The organism is Halomonas sp. H10-9-1, from assembly GCF_040147005.1.
Taxonomy (GTDB): domain Bacteria; phylum Pseudomonadota; class Gammaproteobacteria; order Pseudomonadales; family Halomonadaceae; genus Halomonas.
Genome location: NZ_JAMSHO010000001.1, coordinates 47,098 through 63,133 on the forward strand (window position 1 = coordinate 47,098; position 16,036 = coordinate 63,133).

General features: G+C 63.1%; 16 protein-coding genes. 8 read left to right on the forward strand and 8 right to left on the reverse strand.

Annotated elements, in window-relative coordinates; all coding sequences use genetic code 11:
- The first annotated feature begins 138 nt into the window (after positions 1-138).
- On the forward strand, positions 139-582 hold the full coding sequence (locus NFH66_RS00220) for a hypothetical protein (RefSeq protein ID WP_349607400.1): 444 nt from the start codon (positions 139-141) through the stop codon (positions 580-582).
- Positions 583-642: 60 nt separating this feature from the next.
- On the opposite strand, the gene NFH66_RS00225 is transcribed toward NFH66_RS00220, so the two are convergent.
- Complete coding sequence (locus tag NFH66_RS00225; protein WP_349607401.1) at positions 643-1,425, reverse strand: LuxR C-terminal-related transcriptional regulator; 783 nt, start codon at positions 1,423-1,425, stop codon at positions 643-645.
- Positions 1,426-1,557: 132 nt separating this feature from the next.
- On the opposite strand from NFH66_RS00225, the gene NFH66_RS00230 reads away from it, so the two are divergent.
- Positions 1,558-3,237, forward strand: a complete 1,680-nt coding sequence (locus NFH66_RS00230; protein ID WP_349607402.1) for an FAD-dependent monooxygenase — start codon at positions 1,558-1,560, stop codon at positions 3,235-3,237.
- Between the two features lie 2 nt (positions 3,238-3,239).
- Entirely contained in the window at positions 3,240-3,449 is a 210-nt protein-coding gene (locus NFH66_RS00235) for a hypothetical protein (protein WP_349607403.1), read from the forward strand.
- 62 nt (positions 3,450-3,511) lie between these two features.
- Here NFH66_RS00235 and NFH66_RS00240 read toward each other — a convergent pair whose 3' ends face one another.
- The 7 genes from NFH66_RS00240 to NFH66_RS00270 all read right to left on the reverse strand — a co-directional run bounded on the left by NFH66_RS00240 (position 3,512) and on the right by NFH66_RS00270 (position 10,861).
- Positions 3,512-4,735 carry a multidrug effflux MFS transporter gene (locus NFH66_RS00240; protein ID WP_349607404.1) on the reverse strand — a complete coding sequence of 408 codons (1,224 nt, stop codon included), beginning with the start codon at positions 4,733-4,735 and terminating at the stop codon, positions 3,512-3,514.
- 99 nt (positions 4,736-4,834) lie between these two features.
- Positions 4,835-5,479: a maleylacetoacetate isomerase gene (maiA, locus tag NFH66_RS00245; RefSeq protein WP_349607405.1), complete on the reverse strand. Its 645-nt coding sequence runs from the start codon at positions 5,477-5,479 to the stop codon at positions 4,835-4,837.
- 18 nt (positions 5,480-5,497) lie between these two features.
- Positions 5,498-6,517, reverse strand: coding sequence for a fumarylacetoacetate hydrolase family protein (locus NFH66_RS00250; RefSeq protein WP_349607406.1), 1,020 nt, complete (start codon positions 6,515-6,517; stop codon positions 5,498-5,500).
- A 63-nt stretch (positions 6,518-6,580) separates the two neighbouring features.
- Positions 6,581-7,888 (reverse strand): homogentisate 1,2-dioxygenase, encoded by a 1,308-nt coding sequence (hmgA, locus tag NFH66_RS00255; RefSeq protein ID WP_349607407.1) that lies wholly within the window; start codon positions 7,886-7,888, stop codon positions 6,581-6,583.
- A 44-nt stretch (positions 7,889-7,932) separates the two neighbouring features.
- Positions 7,933-8,139 carry a DUF2783 domain-containing protein gene (locus tag NFH66_RS00260; protein ID WP_349607408.1) on the reverse strand — a complete coding sequence of 69 codons (207 nt, stop codon included), beginning with the start codon at positions 8,137-8,139 and terminating at the stop codon, positions 7,933-7,935.
- Positions 8,126-9,838, reverse strand: a complete 1,713-nt coding sequence (locus NFH66_RS00265; protein WP_349607409.1) for an FAD-dependent oxidoreductase — start codon at positions 9,836-9,838, stop codon at positions 8,126-8,128. The genes NFH66_RS00260 and NFH66_RS00265 overlap by 14 nt, the downstream gene beginning before the upstream one ends.
- A 54-nt stretch (positions 9,839-9,892) precedes the next feature.
- Positions 9,893-10,861 (reverse strand): MBL fold metallo-hydrolase, encoded by a 969-nt coding sequence (locus tag NFH66_RS00270; RefSeq protein ID WP_349607410.1) that lies wholly within the window; start codon positions 10,859-10,861, stop codon positions 9,893-9,895.
- A gap of 290 nt (positions 10,862-11,151) precedes the next feature.
- Between NFH66_RS00270 and NFH66_RS00275 the strand changes: the two genes are divergently transcribed.
- The 5 genes from NFH66_RS00275 to NFH66_RS00295 all read left to right on the forward strand — a co-directional run bounded on the left by NFH66_RS00275 (position 11,152) and on the right by NFH66_RS00295 (position 16,027).
- A complete protein-coding gene (locus NFH66_RS00275; RefSeq protein ID WP_349607411.1) occupies positions 11,152-12,207 on the forward strand; it encodes a TRAP transporter substrate-binding protein in 1,056 nt (351 codons plus the stop codon).
- A gap of 26 nt (positions 12,208-12,233) precedes the next feature.
- On the forward strand, positions 12,234-12,776 hold the full coding sequence (locus tag NFH66_RS00280) for a TRAP transporter small permease (RefSeq protein WP_349607412.1): 543 nt from the start codon (positions 12,234-12,236) through the stop codon (positions 12,774-12,776).
- Entirely contained in the window at positions 12,769-14,064 is a 1,296-nt protein-coding gene (locus tag NFH66_RS00285) for a TRAP transporter large permease (protein ID WP_349607413.1), read from the forward strand. The genes NFH66_RS00280 and NFH66_RS00285 overlap by 8 nt, the downstream gene beginning before the upstream one ends.
- Positions 14,065-14,193: 129 nt before the next feature.
- Positions 14,194-14,586 (forward strand): MarR family winged helix-turn-helix transcriptional regulator, encoded by a 393-nt coding sequence (locus NFH66_RS00290; protein WP_349607414.1) that lies wholly within the window; start codon positions 14,194-14,196, stop codon positions 14,584-14,586.
- A 382-nt stretch (positions 14,587-14,968) separates the two neighbouring features.
- Positions 14,969-16,027 carry a TRAP transporter substrate-binding protein gene (locus NFH66_RS00295; protein WP_349607415.1) on the forward strand — a complete coding sequence of 353 codons (1,059 nt, stop codon included), beginning with the start codon at positions 14,969-14,971 and terminating at the stop codon, positions 16,025-16,027.
- The last annotated feature ends 9 nt before the right edge of the window (positions 16,028-16,036 follow it).

Below are 16,036 nucleotides of genomic sequence, written 5' to 3' on the forward strand. Positions count from 1 at the left end.
GTAGCGCCGAGGGCCAGCGGGTTCACCGGTTGTTGAATATGGTTTCATATGAAACTTTATATGATCTGGGTCAAGGTGCTTTCATGGCTCTGCCACGATACTCCTCACATGCCATTGCATCACGACAGGAGAGACGCCATGACAACCACAACCACACCCCGCACCGATGCTTCCCGCCAGCCGTGGTGGGCCCGTCTGTCAGAGCGTTGCTACCGGGCAACTACCCCGCGGCTGGTTCAGGACATGCAGCATGAGGCCGCAGGTACCTACGGCGAGATGCTCGAGGATCTGAATACGCCCCTGGATGCCCACTTCGAGCGTGAGATGGCGCGCCAGCTTCAGGACGGGCAGCCCTTCGGTTTCGTGCCGGCCAGGACCCTGATGCCGGTGATGATGCAGCGCTTTGGCCTCCAGGATGGGGAGCTGGCTGCCGACCCGGGATACGACGCAATGCGTGCTACCTGCAACGGCTGCCCAGTCGTTGGCAAGTGCTGGAAAGCCATGCGTGCCGGCGCCGATGTGGAAGAGTGCCGCAGCTTCTGCCCCAACGCCGAGGCGTTCGACAGTCGTGCCACACAGTAAGGCCCTAGCGGCCGCTTCTGAGAGCCCCGGCCTGATGCTGGGGCTTTTCGGTTCTGGTAGTCAGATTCGTCGACACAGCCCCAGCAGCTCTGCCTTGGAGCGCACCTCGAGCTTGGCATAGGCGCGCTTGCGGAAGGTCTCGGCGGTGGAGAGGGCTATTTCGAGCTCGGAGGCGGCTGTCTTGAGGGTATGGCCGTGTAAAAGGAGCAGACAGAGCTCTCGCTCGCGCTCGGAGAGTGTCTGGAGGGCTTCCGCGTCCTCGTGGCGGGCGGGCAGGGCGGCCGGTCGTGCCTGGCGGTAGTGGCGCCGGATCAGGCTGGCGATCAGAGGCGTTAGGGCCTGTAAGCCTTCCAGATCATGGTGGCTGAAAGGCCCGCGGGCCAGGTCCCGATAGAGGTTCAGGTAGTAGATGGCATCGGGGGCAGGGATCACTATGGACGCCTTGTCGGCCAGGTCCGGGAAGGCGAACAGGTGGCTGCGGTAGGCCGGTGACATGTCCTTGGGCATGGGGATCAGTTCGGCCTCTGCTCGCCCATCACCTGCCTCAAGCAGCTCGTGAAGCCTGGGATAGTTGGGGTCCTGACGGAACAGGCCGCCGGCGTAGAGGCGAGCGAGTCGCCCGGCAACCTTGGGATAGCGGCTGTTCTCCACCAGCAGGTAAGACATGGCGTCGCCGCGGGTATAGGCGAACAGGATGCACTGCTCGATGCCCAGGCTCCTGCGGAGCAGGGCGGTAAGGTGATCGCCGAACGACGCGTTGCCGAGCTCGGCCACACAGTCGGCCAGGATAGTCATGAGTGCCGGCCAGTCGGGTGCCTGGTTATCGGGTAGTCCAGTCGACATATCGGCTACTACCTTGGTCGAGGGGGAAGGGCCAGGCGTCCCCTTTTTCAGGGGACATGAGGGGAGGGTAGCACGGGGATACGCTGCGTCCACGTCAGACCACAAAAACCCCAACCCCTGCAGGAGGTGTCCATGCGACCCGCCGGACGCTCAGAGACCGACTCACTCTACTTCGATTACCCGTATTTCCCCTTTGTGCGTCCACCTGAACTGGAAGGTGAGGCTGTGCGCCACCCGGTAGCCATCGTGGGTGCCGGCCCCGTGGGAGTGACGGCCGCCCTGGAACTGGCCCGTCACGGCATCGCCTCCGTGGTGCTGGACGACAAGGACACCGTCAATGACGGCTCTCGCGCCATCTGCATCTCCCGCCACAGCCTCGAGATCCTGCAGAAGCTTGGTGTCGATGCGCCCTTCGAGCAGAAGGGATTGGGCTGGACCCAGGGGCGTACCTACTTCCGTGATCGTGAGATCTATCGCTTTCGCATGCCGCACTCCGATCAGGAGCGTTACTACCCGATGTACAACCTGCAGCAGCAGTACATCGAGCAGTTCCTGATCGACAAGGCTCATGCCAGTGATCTGATCGAGATGCGCTGGCAGAGCCGGCTCACCGGCGTCAGCCAGAGTGATGACGGAGCCATCCTGGAGGTGACCACGCCAGAGGGGGACTATCGGCTGGAGTGCGACTACCTGCTGGCCGCCGACGGCGGGCGCAGCCGGATTCGCGAGGCCCTGGGGCTCTCCCTGCATGGCCAGGCCTACGAGGGTCGCTATGTGATCGCCGACGTGCGTCTGAAGTCCGACTTTCCGACCGAAAGGCGTGCCTTCTTCCACTCCAAGGCGATGCCCGACACCACCATCCTGGTCCACAAGCAGCCCGACGATATCTGGCGCATCGACTATCAGCTGGCGTCGGGCGAAGACCCCGAAGAGGCAGTTCTCGAGGAGCGCATTCGTGAGAAGGTCGAGCTGATCGTGCGTGACGTGATGCACGAGCAGGGTGACTGGGAGCTGGAGTGGTGGAGCCTCTACAAGGCCTACACCCTGGCGCTTGATGACTATCGTCATGGACGCGTGTTGTTCATCGGCGACAGCGCCCACCTGGTACCGATCTTCGGCGTGCGCGGACTTAACAACGGCCTGGCGGACGCCGCCAATGCCGGCTGGAAGCTGGCGGCTGTCCTCAAGGGGCAGGCCCCGGATCGGCTGCTGGACAGCTACAGCCCGGAGCGCCGCGGTGCCACCCTGGATGTTTTCGCCAATGCCGGAAAGAGCACGCGTTTCATGACGCCGCCCACCCGCGGCCATGCGCTGATGCGCGATGCCGCCCTGGCGCTGGCCTACCACAACGACTATGCCAGCGGCTTCGCCAATCCTCGCCAGGTGACCCCCTATACCTATGCGGAGAGCCCGCTGACCCTGGCCGATGATCCCGCCTTCGAGGCCGGCCCCATCCCGGGGGCGCCGCTGATCAATCGCCGCCTGGGCGACGATGACTTCTTGCTCGATCATCTCGGCAGCGGCTTCAACCTCCTCCACTTCAGCGAGGATGGACGTATCGACGCGGGACTGGAGCAGACGCTCGACGACCTCCGCTCCCGCGGCCTGGATATCACCCTGCAGCGTGCGTCACGCACGCCGGGTGACGAGAAGACCCTGGTCGATGTGGATGGCAGCCTGTTCGCCGGCTATGGGGCCCGGCCCGGCAGCGCCTACCTGGTTCGCCCCGACCGTCACGTGGCGGCCCGCTGGATGGTGCTCGATCCGGCCGAGTTGACCGCGGCCCTGACTACTGCCCTGGGAGGAGAATGACCATGACCGATACCACACTGCCCTTCGCCGATCTCGAGCAAGTCTACGAACGACTGGCGAATACCCTGGATGAGCTCCCGGAAAGTGAGGAGCGCCACTTCCTGGCGCAGCTGGCGCTGGCGCTGGCGAATCGCGTGGCGGACGTCGGTCAAGTGATGGCTGCTATCGAGGAGGCGCAGGAGGGAACCCTCATCGATCGGGACAGCGCCTGAGCGATGTGGAGCAAGAGCTGGGCTGGACGCAGTGACCAGCCCATGCTTGGTAGGCGCTCAGTTCACCCTTGACGGCAACCTTCGCGAGAGTTGCCTGTGGCTCGGCTTCCCTGCCGTATGAGTGCCAGATAGGCCCCAAGCGAAACGAGCCCTCCCAGTGCGATGGCGATGGCCATGGTGCGTGAGGTGCCATCGTGGAACTGGCCGACCAGGGCGCCGCCCAGGGCGGCGATGGTCATCTGCAGGAAGCCGAACAGCGACGAGGCCGAGCCGGCACACTGCGGGTTCGGTGCCAGGGCGCCGGCCATGCTCTGCGGCATCACGATCCCGAAGCCGAACAGGAACAGGATGTGCGGGCCGATAACTGCCCAGGGCTGGTGGACGCCGCCTAAGGCGAGGAGCGCCATGATGGTGCCGGCAAGTGCACACATCAGGGTCGCCAGCATCAGCAGCCGGTCTCGCCCCAGTCGGTGGCTGTAATGCCCGCTGAACAGGGTGCCCGAGAAGAACCCCACCACGATCAGGATGAAGCCGACCCCGTACTGGAAGGGGGAGAGCCCCATGTATTCGATCAGCACGAAGGAGGAGCCGGAGAGGAAAGCGAAGAGGCCGGCGAAGCCACTGGCATTGATCAGGGTATAGCCGACGAAGCTACGCTGGGTCAGCAGCATGCGGTAGTTGGCCAGGATCACCCTGGGGGCCACCGACTGTCGGCGACCTGGTGGCAGCGGTTCGGGCATCAGCAGCGCCAGAATCAGCAGCATGATGGCGGCATAGACCGCCAGCAGCATGAAGACCGACTGCCAGCCGAAGAACAGCAGCAGCCCCGCCCCTACCACCGGCGCAAGCGCCGGGGCCATTGCCATGGTACTGGCCATGTAGGAAAGCACACGTCCAGCCTCGACCGGGCCGTAGATATCGCGCACTGCGGCGCGCCCCAACACCGGGCCGGCGGCACCCCCGAAGGCCTGCAGGAAGCGCCCCGCCAGCAGCCATTCGACAGTCGGGGCAAAGGCACACAGCAGGCTGGCCAGCAGGAACAGGGTGAAGCCGGCGATCATCACCGGGCGCCGCCCGAAGTGGTCGGAGATCGGTCCGCACAGCAGCTGGGCCATGGCGAAGCCTGCCATGTAGAGGCTAAGGGTCAGCTGAATCTGGTCGGGCCCGGTATTCAGCGCCTCGGCCATGGCCGGCATGGCCGGCAGGTACATGTCGGTGGCCAGAGGACCCAGGGCGGTCAGTGCGGCCAGGACGATGATGGTGGCAGGGGAAGTCAGCCGGAGCATGGGGTCCTCCTTGATCTTGTCGTGTCGTGACGTAAAAGCGGGCACGGTACGGCGTCATGCCGTATGCCGTGCCCGCTCGGTGGCGCCCGCCAGTGTCTATCAGGGGGCGTCCGGCTGCGCCTCCGGTGCCGCCTGCCGGAAGGCCGGCAGGGCACGACAGTTGGCGACGATGCGCTGGATCGTCGGGTAGGCCGATAGATCGCACTCGAAGCGTTCGGCGTTATACACCTGAGGCACCAGACAGATATCCGCCAGAGTCGGTGTATCGCCGTGACAGAAATCGTCGGTTCCGGCCTCGCTGGTGAGTAGGGACTCCAGCGCCTGGAAGCCCTCGGCGATCCAGTGGCGGTACCAGGCGAGCTTGGTCTCGTCATCCGCCCCGAGCTCGCCTACCAGGTGCTTGAGCACCCGGAGGTTGTTGAGCGGGTGGATCTCACAGGCTACGACCTGGGCCAGGGCACGAACCCGGGCACGCTCGGTGACGTCCGCCGGGAGCAACGGGGGGTCCGGGTAGCGCTCATCGATGTATTCGCAGATGGCCAGCGACTGGGTCAGGGTGACGCCTGCATCCGTGACCAGTGAGGGCACCATGCCCTGGGGGTTGCGCCCCAGGTTGGCGGCTTCCCGCTGCTCACCCTTGACCAGGTTGACAGGTGACTGGTCGTAGTCGATCCCCTTGAGGTTCAGCGCGATCCGCACCCGGTAGGCGGCCGACGAGCGGAAGTAGCCGTAGAGCGTGGTCATTATCGCATCTCCGCTGGCTTACCTGGATTCGTACTTGACGACCTGCTGGTCGATGGCGCCGAAGATGCTCTTGCCTTCACGGTCGAACATCTCGATGCGAACCCGGTCACCGAAACGCATGAAGGGGGTCTTGCTGTCACCGTGGAGGATCTTCTCCACCATGCGCACCTCGGCCAGGCAGCTGTAGCCCACGCCGCCATCTGCCACCGGCTTTCCGGGGCCGCCATCGGGGTCCGGGTTGGAGACGGTGCCGGAGCCGACGATGGCGCCGGCGCCCAGATAGCGGGTGCGAGCCGCGTGGGCCACCAGCTGCGGGAAGCTGAAGATCATGTCGGGACCGGCCTCGGGCTCCCCGAACTTCTCGCCGTTGAGGTGAACGGTCAGCGGCAGGTGCACCTTGCCCTCCTGCCAGGCATCACCCAGCTCGTCCGGGGTGACGGCGATGGGCGAGAAGGCGGAGGCGGGCTTGGCCTGGAAGAAGCCGAAGCCCTTGGCGAGCTCGCCGGGAATCAGGCCGCGCAGGCTGACGTCGTTGACCAGCATCACCAGCTTGATGTGCTTGGCGGCCTGTTCGGGGGTGACGGCCATGGGCACATCGTCGGTGACCACGGCGATCTCGCCCTCGAAGTCGATGCCGTGCTCCTCGCTGATCGCCTCGATGTCCTCGGTCGGCGCCAGAAACTTGTCGCCGCCGCCCTGGTACATCAGCGGGTCGTGCCAGAAGGTCTCGGGCATCTCGGCGTTGCGCGCCTGGCGGACCAGCTGGACGTGGTTGAGGTAGGCAGAGCCGTCGGCCCAGTGGTAGGTGCGTGGCAGGGGAGAGTGCAGGGCACTCTGGTCGAGGTCGAAGGCCCGCTCGGCCTTGCCGTCATTGAGCTCAGCGTAGCGGGCCTCGAGCTTGGGGCTAACGGCGTCCCAGGCCTCGATCGCCTGCTGGAGCGTCGGGGCGATGTCGGCGGCACTTACCGCACGGGAGAGGTCACGAGAGACGAGGATCAGTTCGCCGTCGCGGCCTTTCTTCAAGGTTGCCAGTTTCATTCGAATTCGGTCCTTTCGTCAGGGGCGGAGCCCGAAGGCCCCGCGTTGGTGCATCGGTCCGGCTCAGCGCTGATTTGGGGTGAAGTTGGAGCGCAGGGTCGACCAGACATCCACATAGTCGCGTTGGCGATACTCGGTGGCGAGAGCGGCCTCGGTGGGGTGATAGACATAGCGGCTCTCGAACATGAAGGCCAGGGTATCACCCAGATGTTGCGGCTTCAGTTCGGCGTTGGAGGCCTTGTCGAAGGTCTCGGCATCGGGGCCATGGGGCGACATGCAGTTGTGCAGGCTGGCGCCACCCGGCAGGAAGCCTTCGGCCTTGGCGTCGTACTCGCCGTGGATCAGGCCCATGAACTCGCTCATCAGGTTGCGGTGGAACCAGGGCGGGCGGAAGGTGTTCTCGGCCACCATCCAGCGCGGCGGGAAGATGACGAAGTCCAGGTTGGCCATTCCCGGGGTATCCGAGGCCGAGGTCAGCACGGTGAAGATCGACGGGTCGGGGTGGTCGAAGCTGACCGTGTTGATGGTGTTGAAGTTGGCCAGGTCATACTTGTAAGGCGCGTAGTTGCCGTGCCAGGCGACCACATCCAGCGGCGAGTGGTTCAGGCGCGTCTCCCAGAAGCGGCCGGAGAACTTGGCGACCAGCGAGAAGTCACCCTCGAGGTCCTCATAGGCGGCCACGGGGCTGAGGAAGTCACGCGGATTGGCCAGGCCATTGGCGCCGATGGGCCCCAGGCCAGGCAGCTCGAGCGGGCTGCCGTAGTTCTCGCAGATATAGCCGCGTGCGGCATCGACACCCTTACCCTTGCGCACCTGGAACTTGATACCGCGGGGGATCACGGCGATTTCGCCACCTTCGACGTCGATCTCACCGAACTCGGTACGCAGATGCAGCGCGCCAAGCTGGGGTACGATGAGTATCTCGCCATCCGCTGAGTAGAAGAAGCGATCGGTCATGTCCTCGTTGAAGGCATAGACATGCACCCCGACACCGGTCTGGGCACCGGCATCGCCGTTGACGGCGATGGTCAGCAGGCCATCGATGAAGTCGTTGGGCTCGGAGGGCAGCGGGGCCGGATCCCAGCGCATCTGGTTGGGGTCGGCGGCAGGCTTGTCCAGCGGCGAGGTATGGACCTGACGGTTCTCCAGCGGCTGGTAGGCGCTCTGCACCACCGAGGGGCGGATGCGGTAGAGCCAGCTCCTCAGGTTCTGGTGCCGGGGCGCCGTGAAGGCCGAGCCGGTCAGCTGCTCGGCATAGAGCCCATAGGGGCACTTCTGCGGCGAGTTCTGGCCTTCGGGCAGCGCCCCCGGCAGGGCCTCGGTGGAGAAGTGGTTGCGAAAACCGTTCTGATAGCTCAGTTGTTCAGCCATTGCTGTGTCCTCTTCGGTGCCTTTCGTTGTTTTGACGTGACCCGTTATCGCGTTTTCTCGGCGTCGCGGGTGGCAAGGGTCAGGGCTTCTTCCAGGACCTGCTGCTCACCGATGTGGTTGGCCAGCAGGAGGATGAGTCGCGCGTTGATCTGTTCGCTTTCTGCCTCGCTGCGCTCCCGATGGGCATCGGTCAGGGCTGCGTAGAAGGCATCCGGATCGGTGAAGTTCGGGTTCAGCTCAAGCCGTGACATGGGGGGAGGCCTCCTCTACAAGATGCTTTCCCAGAGCGCGATCGATGGCGGTTTCGACAGCACTGCGCTGGAACTCCGCCCATCTCGCCGTGATGTGCTGGTCGGGGCGGACCAGATAGGCAGCCCCCGGCCCCAGGCCATAGCGCTCGACGACCAGGCCATCGGCATCCTCCATCAGGGTGGTTCGCGGCAGGCCGCTCAGTGCCCGGGAAGCCGGCCCCAGGACTAATAGGTCCAGATATGGCTGCGACTCGAGTAGGGTCTCGAGTTCCGGTGCCAGCGCTTCGGCCTGGCTGGTCGCGAGTCGGGCGTCCAGCAGCAGCACGAAACGGTTACCGAGCTGGTTGAGCAACCAGGCGTTCTCGCCGCAGAGCCGGATCGGCGCATCCTTGGCCGGGCTGCCGGGCCGCAATTCTTTCGGGAAGCTGTGATCGTCGTCCCCATTGAGCGGCGAGTCCTCATAACGGCAGGGCATCGACAGACGGCCGCTGTTGACCAGGCTGCGGGCGAAGGGGTATTGCTCGGCCAGTTCCAGGGTAGTGTCGCGGAACAGCCGGCTGACGCGGCTCTTGGGCGTGATGAAGTCGGTGGCGCGTGTCGAGTTGAGGATGTTCTCCGTTGCCCCGTGCTGGCGCTCTGTGTTGTAGGTCTCTAGCAGGGCGTCTGGCGCCTCGCCCTTGAGAACGCGCGCCAGTTTCCAGGCCAGGTTGTCGATGCCCTGGGCGCCGCCGTTGGCGCCGCGTGCGCCGAAGGGGGAGACCTGATGGGCGGCGTCGCCCATGAAGAACACCCGGTGATGGATGAAGTTGTCCATCTTGCGGCAGCGGAAGGTGTAGACGCTGGCCCACTCCAGTTCGAACTCGACCTCTTCGCCGAGCATCTGCTGCACGCGGGGGCGAATGTTCTCTTCCTTTTTCTCCTCTTCCGGATCTGCATCCCAGCCAAGCTGGAAGTCGATGCGCCAGACGTTGTCCGGCTGCTTGTGCAGCAGCACCGACTGGTTGGGATGGAAGGGCGGGTCGAACCAGAACCAGCGCTCGGTGGGGAAGTCGGCCTTCATGATCACATCGGCGATCAGGAAGCGGTCCTGGAAGATCTGCCCCTTGCTCTCCAGGCCGAGCATGTCACGGATCTTGCTGTTGGCGCCGTCGGCGACCAACAGGTAGTCGCAGGTGAGGCGGTACTCACCATCCTGGGTAGAGACCGTGATCGCCGTATGTTCGGGCTTGGCATCGACCTCGGTGACCTTGTGCAGCCAGCGCAGGTCGATGTGCTCCTTCAGATCTTCGGCCCGATCGACCAGGTACTCCTCGAGGTAGTACTGCTGAAGGTTGATGAAGGCCGGTACGCGGTGTCCCTCCTCCGGCAGCAGGTTGAAGTCGTAGACCTCGCGCTCCTGGAAGAACACCCGGCCGTGCTGCCAGGTCACGCCCTTGTCGAGCATGGGCTGGGCACAGCCGAGTCGATCCATTATCTCAAGGGTGCGCTTGGCAAAGCAGATCGCTCGTGAGCCGACGCTGACGGTATTGTTGTCGTCCAGCAGTACGCTGTCGATGCCCTGTTGAGCCAGGTCGATTGCGGCGGTCAGGCCGGAGGGACCGGCACCGACGATCACCACGGGGCAGTGTCGGGTCGATGACTGGTCGAGCTCCGTCGGGCGTCGATAGGGATAGACAGGATTCTTGTAAGTGGTTGGCATGGCGTGCTCCCGAAAGGCCGCCGATGCCTTGGCATCGGCGGTTGCCCTGATCCGTTACTGCTTCTCTACCGCTTCCTGCAGCGAGTGCCACATCTCGGTATCGCGCTCGGCGGTCCAGATGCGCGGATCCGGATATTCGCCACCCGCCTCATCAAAGCAGCGAGTGATATCGAAGGGCAGGCAGTGATCGAAGATCACCCAATGGCCGTACTTGGGCTTGAGCTTGGCGTAGGTCTCGGAGTAACACTCGGAGAGTGACTTGCCGGCGGCCTTGCCTGCCTTGACGCTCTCGTACATGTCGGCGAGGAAGTCGCGGGTGCCCTGGATCGCCTCCTGGCACTGCTCGGGTGTCTGCAGCGCCTCGCCGCGTCCCGGCACCAGCTTCTCGGGCTGCATGGCCTGCAGGCGGTCCAGGGTGGCAGGCCAGTATTCGTGATAGGCGTCGCCGGTGTAGGGCGTGGCACCGAACTCGACCAGGTCGCCGGAGAACATCACCTTCTCCTCGGGCAGCCAGACGATGGTGTCCCCCTTGGTGTGGCCGCGGCCCAGGTGGATGATGCGCACCTCGCGCTTGCCCATGTAGACCGTCAGCTCTTCCTGGAAGACGATGTTCGGCCAGGTCAGGCCGGGCACGGAGTCGACACCCTTGAACAGGCGCGGGAAGCGGCCGACCTCGGACTCATAGTCCTGCTGTCCGCGCTCGACGATCAGGTCGTAGGTGTGCTGGCTGGCGTAAATGTTCTCGGCCTCGTAGGCGGAGGCCCCCAGCACCCGCACGGCATGGTAGTGGGTCAGCACCACGTGCTTGATCGGCTTGTCGGTGATCTCACGGATACGGCGGATCACGTCCTGAGCCATGATCGGCGTGGCCTGGGTGTCGATGACCATCACACTGTCATCGCCGATCACCACGCCTGTGTTGGGGTCGCCCTCGGCGGTGTAGGCGTAGAGGCCTTCGGCCAGCTTGTCGAAGCTGATCTCTTTCTCTTCCGTGTCGGCGTGGGATGCGAACTTCTTGCTCATGCTTCCTCCGGTGTCGTCGGGTCGCGCTTGGCGTCTTGTGAATCGGCAGCATAGTTACTACTGAAACTATATGTCCAGCATTGGCTGAGAAACAACTGGGGAGTTTGCCAGTCGGAGGCTTAAAAAATTGACTGAAATCAGTATATTTCGGCGTTGATTAAACTTAAGTCTAATGGTGTATGCCGCCAATTTAGTTGCGATAGATACTTTATGCCGGCATGGTGTCCGCCATGGAAAGCGCCATCTGTCGCTTCTCCGCGACCCCCTTGATGAATCAGGAGCACGAAAAAATGTATAAATCCGCTCGCTTGATACTGGGTGCCGCCGGTGTCGCCACTCTCGCCATGTCGACTCCCGTCTTGGCCCAGACCACCCTCACGGTTAGCACCTGGGGGGGACCCAATCACGGCATCAATACCATCGTCTGGCCAACCTGGAAGGCCTGGATCGAGGAGGCCACCGAGGGGCGCGTGACCCTTGAGGTGGTGCATGACATGGGGCCCCCCGACTCACAGATGGAGATCGTTGCCGATGGCATAGGCGATGCCACCTGGGTCTTCCATGGCTTCAACCCGGGGCGCTTCGAGCTGACCAAGCTTCCGGAATTCCCCACCTTCGAGGACTTCTCCTCAGAGGATGCCTCAGCCGCCTATTGGCGAGCCCATCAGGAGTTCCTGGCCGAGGCTGGTGAGCACCGCGGTGTCGATGTCGTGGCTGTCGGGGTGCATGGCCCCGGGCAGATCTTTACCGGGGAAATGGTCGAGAGCCTCGACGCCCTGGAGGGCAAGCGTATTCGCGTCGGAGGTGGCGTGATGGGTGACCTCGCCCAGGCGCTAGACCTGACCGGCGTGGCGCTGCCCCCTACCGGCGTGTACGAGGCGGCCTCCCAAGGGGTTATCGATGGCGCCATGCTGACCGAGGAGGGGCTGCGCAGCTTCCGGGTAGCTGAGGTGCTGCCGCATACCCTGACCGTGGATGGTGGCTTCTATCGTGGCAGCTTCTCCATTGCCATGAACCCGATGTTCTGGGAGCGGGTATCTCCCGAAGATCGTGAGGCGATCCTGGAGGTATCCGGCGAACCCTTGTCGCGGCTTTTCGGGCACATGATGGATGAAGTGGATGCCCGCGGCGTGGCATTCGCCCAAGAGCAGGGCAATACCTTCACAGAGGTTCCCGAATCTGATGTCGAGAGCCTCCGTGAGATCAGTGACCAGATGGTCGCGGACTGGGCAGCTTCCATGGAGGAGCGCGGAGTGGATGGCATGGCTGCCATCGAATTCTTCCGTGACCAGCTGGAAGTGGCTGCTGAAGAAGAGAGTATCGCGGATCAGGTCGTGAGCGAGTAATACGCTAGCCAAGGCGAGAAATCACCATGACAAACTCAGTATCACAATGGTCGCGCGTTGGCCGTGTACTGCAGTTGATGCTGGAGGGGGTGGCGGGCGCCACGCTCTTCGGCATGATGCTGCTGACCACGGTGGATGTGGGCGGCCGCTACTTCTTCAACTCGCCGATCCTTGGTGCTGTCGAGCTGACGCAGCTGATGCTGGCGGCGCTGGTGTTCCTGTCGCTGCCGGTAGTGTGCTGGCGGCAGGAGCATGTCAGCGTGGACCTGCTGGATGCCATCTTTCCCTCTCGGTTCATCTGGGTGCGGGAAGTGCTGGTGAACCTGGTAGTGACGGCAGCGCTCTGGGTGATGTCCCTGCGCGTGTGGGCCCTGGCCGAACGGGCCTTTTCGTGGGGTGATGTCACCGAGTTTCTGCGCATTCCCTACGGCTACCTGATCGGGCTGATCTCGATCATGCTGGCCCTGTCGGCGCTGCTGACCCTGGCGCGGGCGGTGCTGTATCTGCTGGAAGGGTTCAAGGTGGTCAAGCGAGGCGGCCCGCTGAGCCCAGGAGGGAACCATGACTGAAGCACTCTACGGATTTGCGGCTTTGCTGGTGCTGGTGTTCCTGCGGGTCCCCCTGGCCTTCGCGATGGGGATCGTCGGTTTCGCCGGCTTCTACTACCTGACCGGTAACGTGAGCGCTGCCGAGTCGATGGCGGCGCGGCGGGTGGTGGATACCGCCATGGACTACGGCCTGTCGGTGATCCCGCTGTTTATCCTGATGGGCAACTTCGTTTCCCATGCCGGGTTGTCGGATGCCCTGTTCCGGGCCTCCAATGGCTTTCTGGGACACCGCAAGGGCGGCCAGGCGATGGCTACCATCGTGGCCTGCGGTGGCTTCAGTGCCATCTGCGGTTCCAGTCTTGCCACTTGCGCAACCATGGGACGCGTCGCCATGCCGCAGATGCGCAAGTATGGCTACAAGGACTCGCTGGCCTCGGCCTCCATCGCCGCCGGCGGCACTCTGGGCATCCTGATTCCGCCCAGCGTGATGCTGGTGATCTACGGCATCCTCACCGAGACCAGTATCCGCGAGCTGTTTGCCGCAGGCTTCATTCCCGGCATCCTCGGGATCTTCCTCTACCTGGGGGCGGTCAAGTGGGTGCTGTGGCGCGACCCCGACGCGGGCCCGGCGGCGGAGCGGGTGCCCTGGCCGGAGCGCATCGCCGCGCTGAAGAGCGTGGGCAGTACCCTGGCGCTGTTCGTGCTGGTAATCGGCGGCATCTATCTGGGCGTGTTCACGCCCACCGAGGCGGCGGGTATCGGTGCGATGGGGGCCTTCCTGATCGCCCTGATGCGCCGTTCCCTGTCACCGCGAGTGTTGATGAACGTGCTGATGGACACGGTGCGTACCACGGCGATGCTGTTTGCGGTGGTGCTGACGGCGCTGATCTTCGCCAACTTCATCAACCGGGCGGGGCTGCCCAATGATCTGCTCAACCTGGTCACCGGCATGAACGTGGCGCCCTTCGTGGTGATCCTGACGATCATCGCCATCTATGTGGTGCTGGGCTGCGTGTTCGAGAGCATGTCGATGCTGCTGTTGACGGTACCGGTGTTCTTCCCGGTGGTGGCGGGGCTCGGCTATGACCTGGTGTGGTTCGGCATCCTGGTAGTGATCGTGATCGAGATCAGCCTGATCACGCCTCCGGTGGGGATGAACGTCTTCGTGCTTCGTGCGGTACTGCCGGATGTGGCGACGGGGACGATCTTCCGCGGGGTGACGCCGTTCTGGGTGGCGGGCACGATCCGCGCCCTGCTGGTGCTGTTGCTCCCCGGTATCGTACTCTTCCTTCCTGACCTGCTTTACTAGGCCATTACTATGGATATAGAGGAAAGTGCGCCACACACAGGAGTGACCGAGAAGGCCAGCAGCCAGGCTGCTGGCCATTCCAAGCCAGAGATAGATCTCAATCAGTTTCTCCCCTACAGGTTGAACAAGTTGGCGGACCGCATCAGCGATGAGCTGGAGCGTATGTACTCCCAGCGTTATGGCCTCAACGTCGCCCAGTGGCGAGTGCTGTCATGGCTGAGCCACTGCGATGACCTGACCGCCAAGAAAATTTGTGCGTACACCAACATGGATAAAGCACGGGTATCACGCGCGATACAGGCCCTGGAGGACAGAGGCCTGATCAAGCGCAGTCCCTCACCTCGCGACCAGCGTGTCCATGATCTGCATCTGACACAGGAAGGAGGGCGATTGCTGGAGGGGCTTATTCCCGATGCTCACTCCTGGGAGTCTGAACTGGTCTCCACGCTGAGTGCCAGCGAGTACCGTGACCTGCTGAATGCCATGAGCAAGCTGGAGCGACAGCTTGAGCGTATCGGTTAGGGCGCGAAGCCAGGACATTGCTACCTGATTCCCTCTTGTCGGCAACCTGGCGCTGGTCATGTTGCCGTTTTTGTTGCAAGCCATTACCGCATCGCGAGCCTCTTCTTTCTGGCAGGAGGTCTGCAATGTCATGATTGCGAAGATTTTTTTTGGCGCAATACTTAAGTTGTATTATCTATTGGTCGTGTGAGGATTGCGGGGTGGAAGATTACGAGGCATTGTATCCCACGAAGTGTTTCCTGTTTTGGATCTGAGCTGAAGAAATTGTATCGCATTAGGCCTGTATCAGGTCTCGTCGGCCCATTCGCCAGGTTCACAGGATGAAAGCCACCTTCTAACCGAGCGCGTGCCGCTCGCCCCGTGAAGTCGGAGGATACTTACAATGAACAAGACTACAGGCCTGATCCTAGGCACCCTGACCGCCGCTGTGATGAGCTCTACTGCCCTTGCCGAGACCACGCTGACTATCAGTACCTGGGCCGGCCCCAATCATGGGATCAACACCATGGTGTGGCCAACATGGGGAGCATGGATCGAAGAAGCCACGGAGGGCCGCGTCAAGGTCAACGTGGTGCATGATATGGGGCCGCCCGACTCCCAGATGGAGATCATCGCCGACGGCATCGCCGATGCCACCTGGATTTTTCATGGCTATAACGCGGGCCGCTTCGAGCTGACCAAGCTGCCTGAATTCCCCACTTTCGAGGATTTCTCCTCTGAAAATGCTTCAGCCGCATACTGGCAAACCCATCAGGAATATCTGGCCGAGGCCGCTGAGCATCGTGGCGTCGATGTGGTAGCCGCCGGTGTCCACGGTCCTGGCTGGATCTTCAGCAGCGAGCAGTATGAGACCCTTGATGACATGCAGGGCAAGCGTATCCGTGTCGGTGGGGGGGTGATGGGCGACCTTTCCGAGGCTCTCGGCCTGACCGGCGTTGCCCTGCCGCCTACCGGCGTCTACGAGGCAGGCTCCCAGGGTGTCATCGATGGTGCCATGCTGGTTCCCGAGGGCCTGCGTAGCTTCCGCGTAGCCGAGATTTTCCCGCATACCCTCAAGGTGGACGGCGGCTTCTACCGCGGCAGCTTCACCATTGCCATGAATCCGATGTTCTGGGACAGGATCTCTCCCGAGGATCGTGAGGCCATCGAATCAGTTTCCGGCGAGCGTCTGTCAAGGCTGTTCGGATACATGATGGACACCATGGACGTGCGCGGCGTGGAGTTCGCCGAGGAGCAGGGCCACACCTTCACCGAACTGGGAGCTGAGGATCTCGAGAAGCTGCGCGGCATCAGCGATGAGATGATTACCGAGTGGGCCGACAAGGTCTCCGACAGCCGCGGGGTTGATGCGATGGCGGCCATCGAGTTCTTCCGTGAGCAGCTCGCCGTTGCCGCCGAGGAAGACTCCGTGGCTCCCCTGGTACCGGACGAGCTTAAGTAAGCGCTTCAT

Coding starts and splice junctions, on each gene's coding strand:
- NFH66_RS00220 (WP_349607400.1), top strand. CDS start 139: ATGACAACCACAACCACACCCCGCACCGATGCTTCCCGCCAGCCGTGG.
- NFH66_RS00225 (WP_349607401.1), bottom strand. CDS start 1,425: ATGTCGACTGGACTACCCGATAACCAGGCACCCGACTGGCCGGCACTC.
- NFH66_RS00230 (WP_349607402.1), top strand. CDS start 1,558: ATGCGACCCGCCGGACGCTCAGAGACCGACTCACTCTACTTCGATTAC.
- NFH66_RS00235 (WP_349607403.1), top strand. CDS start 3,240: ATGACCGATACCACACTGCCCTTCGCCGATCTCGAGCAAGTCTACGAA.
- NFH66_RS00240 (WP_349607404.1), bottom strand. CDS start 4,735: ATGCTCCGGCTGACTTCCCCTGCCACCATCATCGTCCTGGCCGCACTG.
- maiA (WP_349607405.1), bottom strand. CDS start 5,479: ATGACCACGCTCTACGGCTACTTCCGCTCGTCGGCCGCCTACCGGGTG.
- NFH66_RS00250 (WP_349607406.1), bottom strand. CDS start 6,517: ATGAAACTGGCAACCTTGAAGAAAGGCCGCGACGGCGAACTGATCCTC.
- hmgA (WP_349607407.1), bottom strand. CDS start 7,888: ATGGCTGAACAACTGAGCTATCAGAACGGTTTTCGCAACCACTTCTCC.
- NFH66_RS00260 (WP_349607408.1), bottom strand. CDS start 8,139: ATGTCACGGCTTGAGCTGAACCCGAACTTCACCGATCCGGATGCCTTC.
- NFH66_RS00265 (WP_349607409.1), bottom strand. CDS start 9,838: ATGCCAACCACTTACAAGAATCCTGTCTATCCCTATCGACGCCCGACG.
- NFH66_RS00270 (WP_349607410.1), bottom strand. CDS start 10,861: ATGAGCAAGAAGTTCGCATCCCACGCCGACACGGAAGAGAAAGAGATC.
- NFH66_RS00275 (WP_349607411.1), top strand. CDS start 11,152: ATGTATAAATCCGCTCGCTTGATACTGGGTGCCGCCGGTGTCGCCACT.
- NFH66_RS00280 (WP_349607412.1), top strand. CDS start 12,234: ATGACAAACTCAGTATCACAATGGTCGCGCGTTGGCCGTGTACTGCAG.
- NFH66_RS00285 (WP_349607413.1), top strand. CDS start 12,769: ATGACTGAAGCACTCTACGGATTTGCGGCTTTGCTGGTGCTGGTGTTC.
- NFH66_RS00295 (WP_349607415.1), top strand. CDS start 14,969: ATGAACAAGACTACAGGCCTGATCCTAGGCACCCTGACCGCCGCTGTG.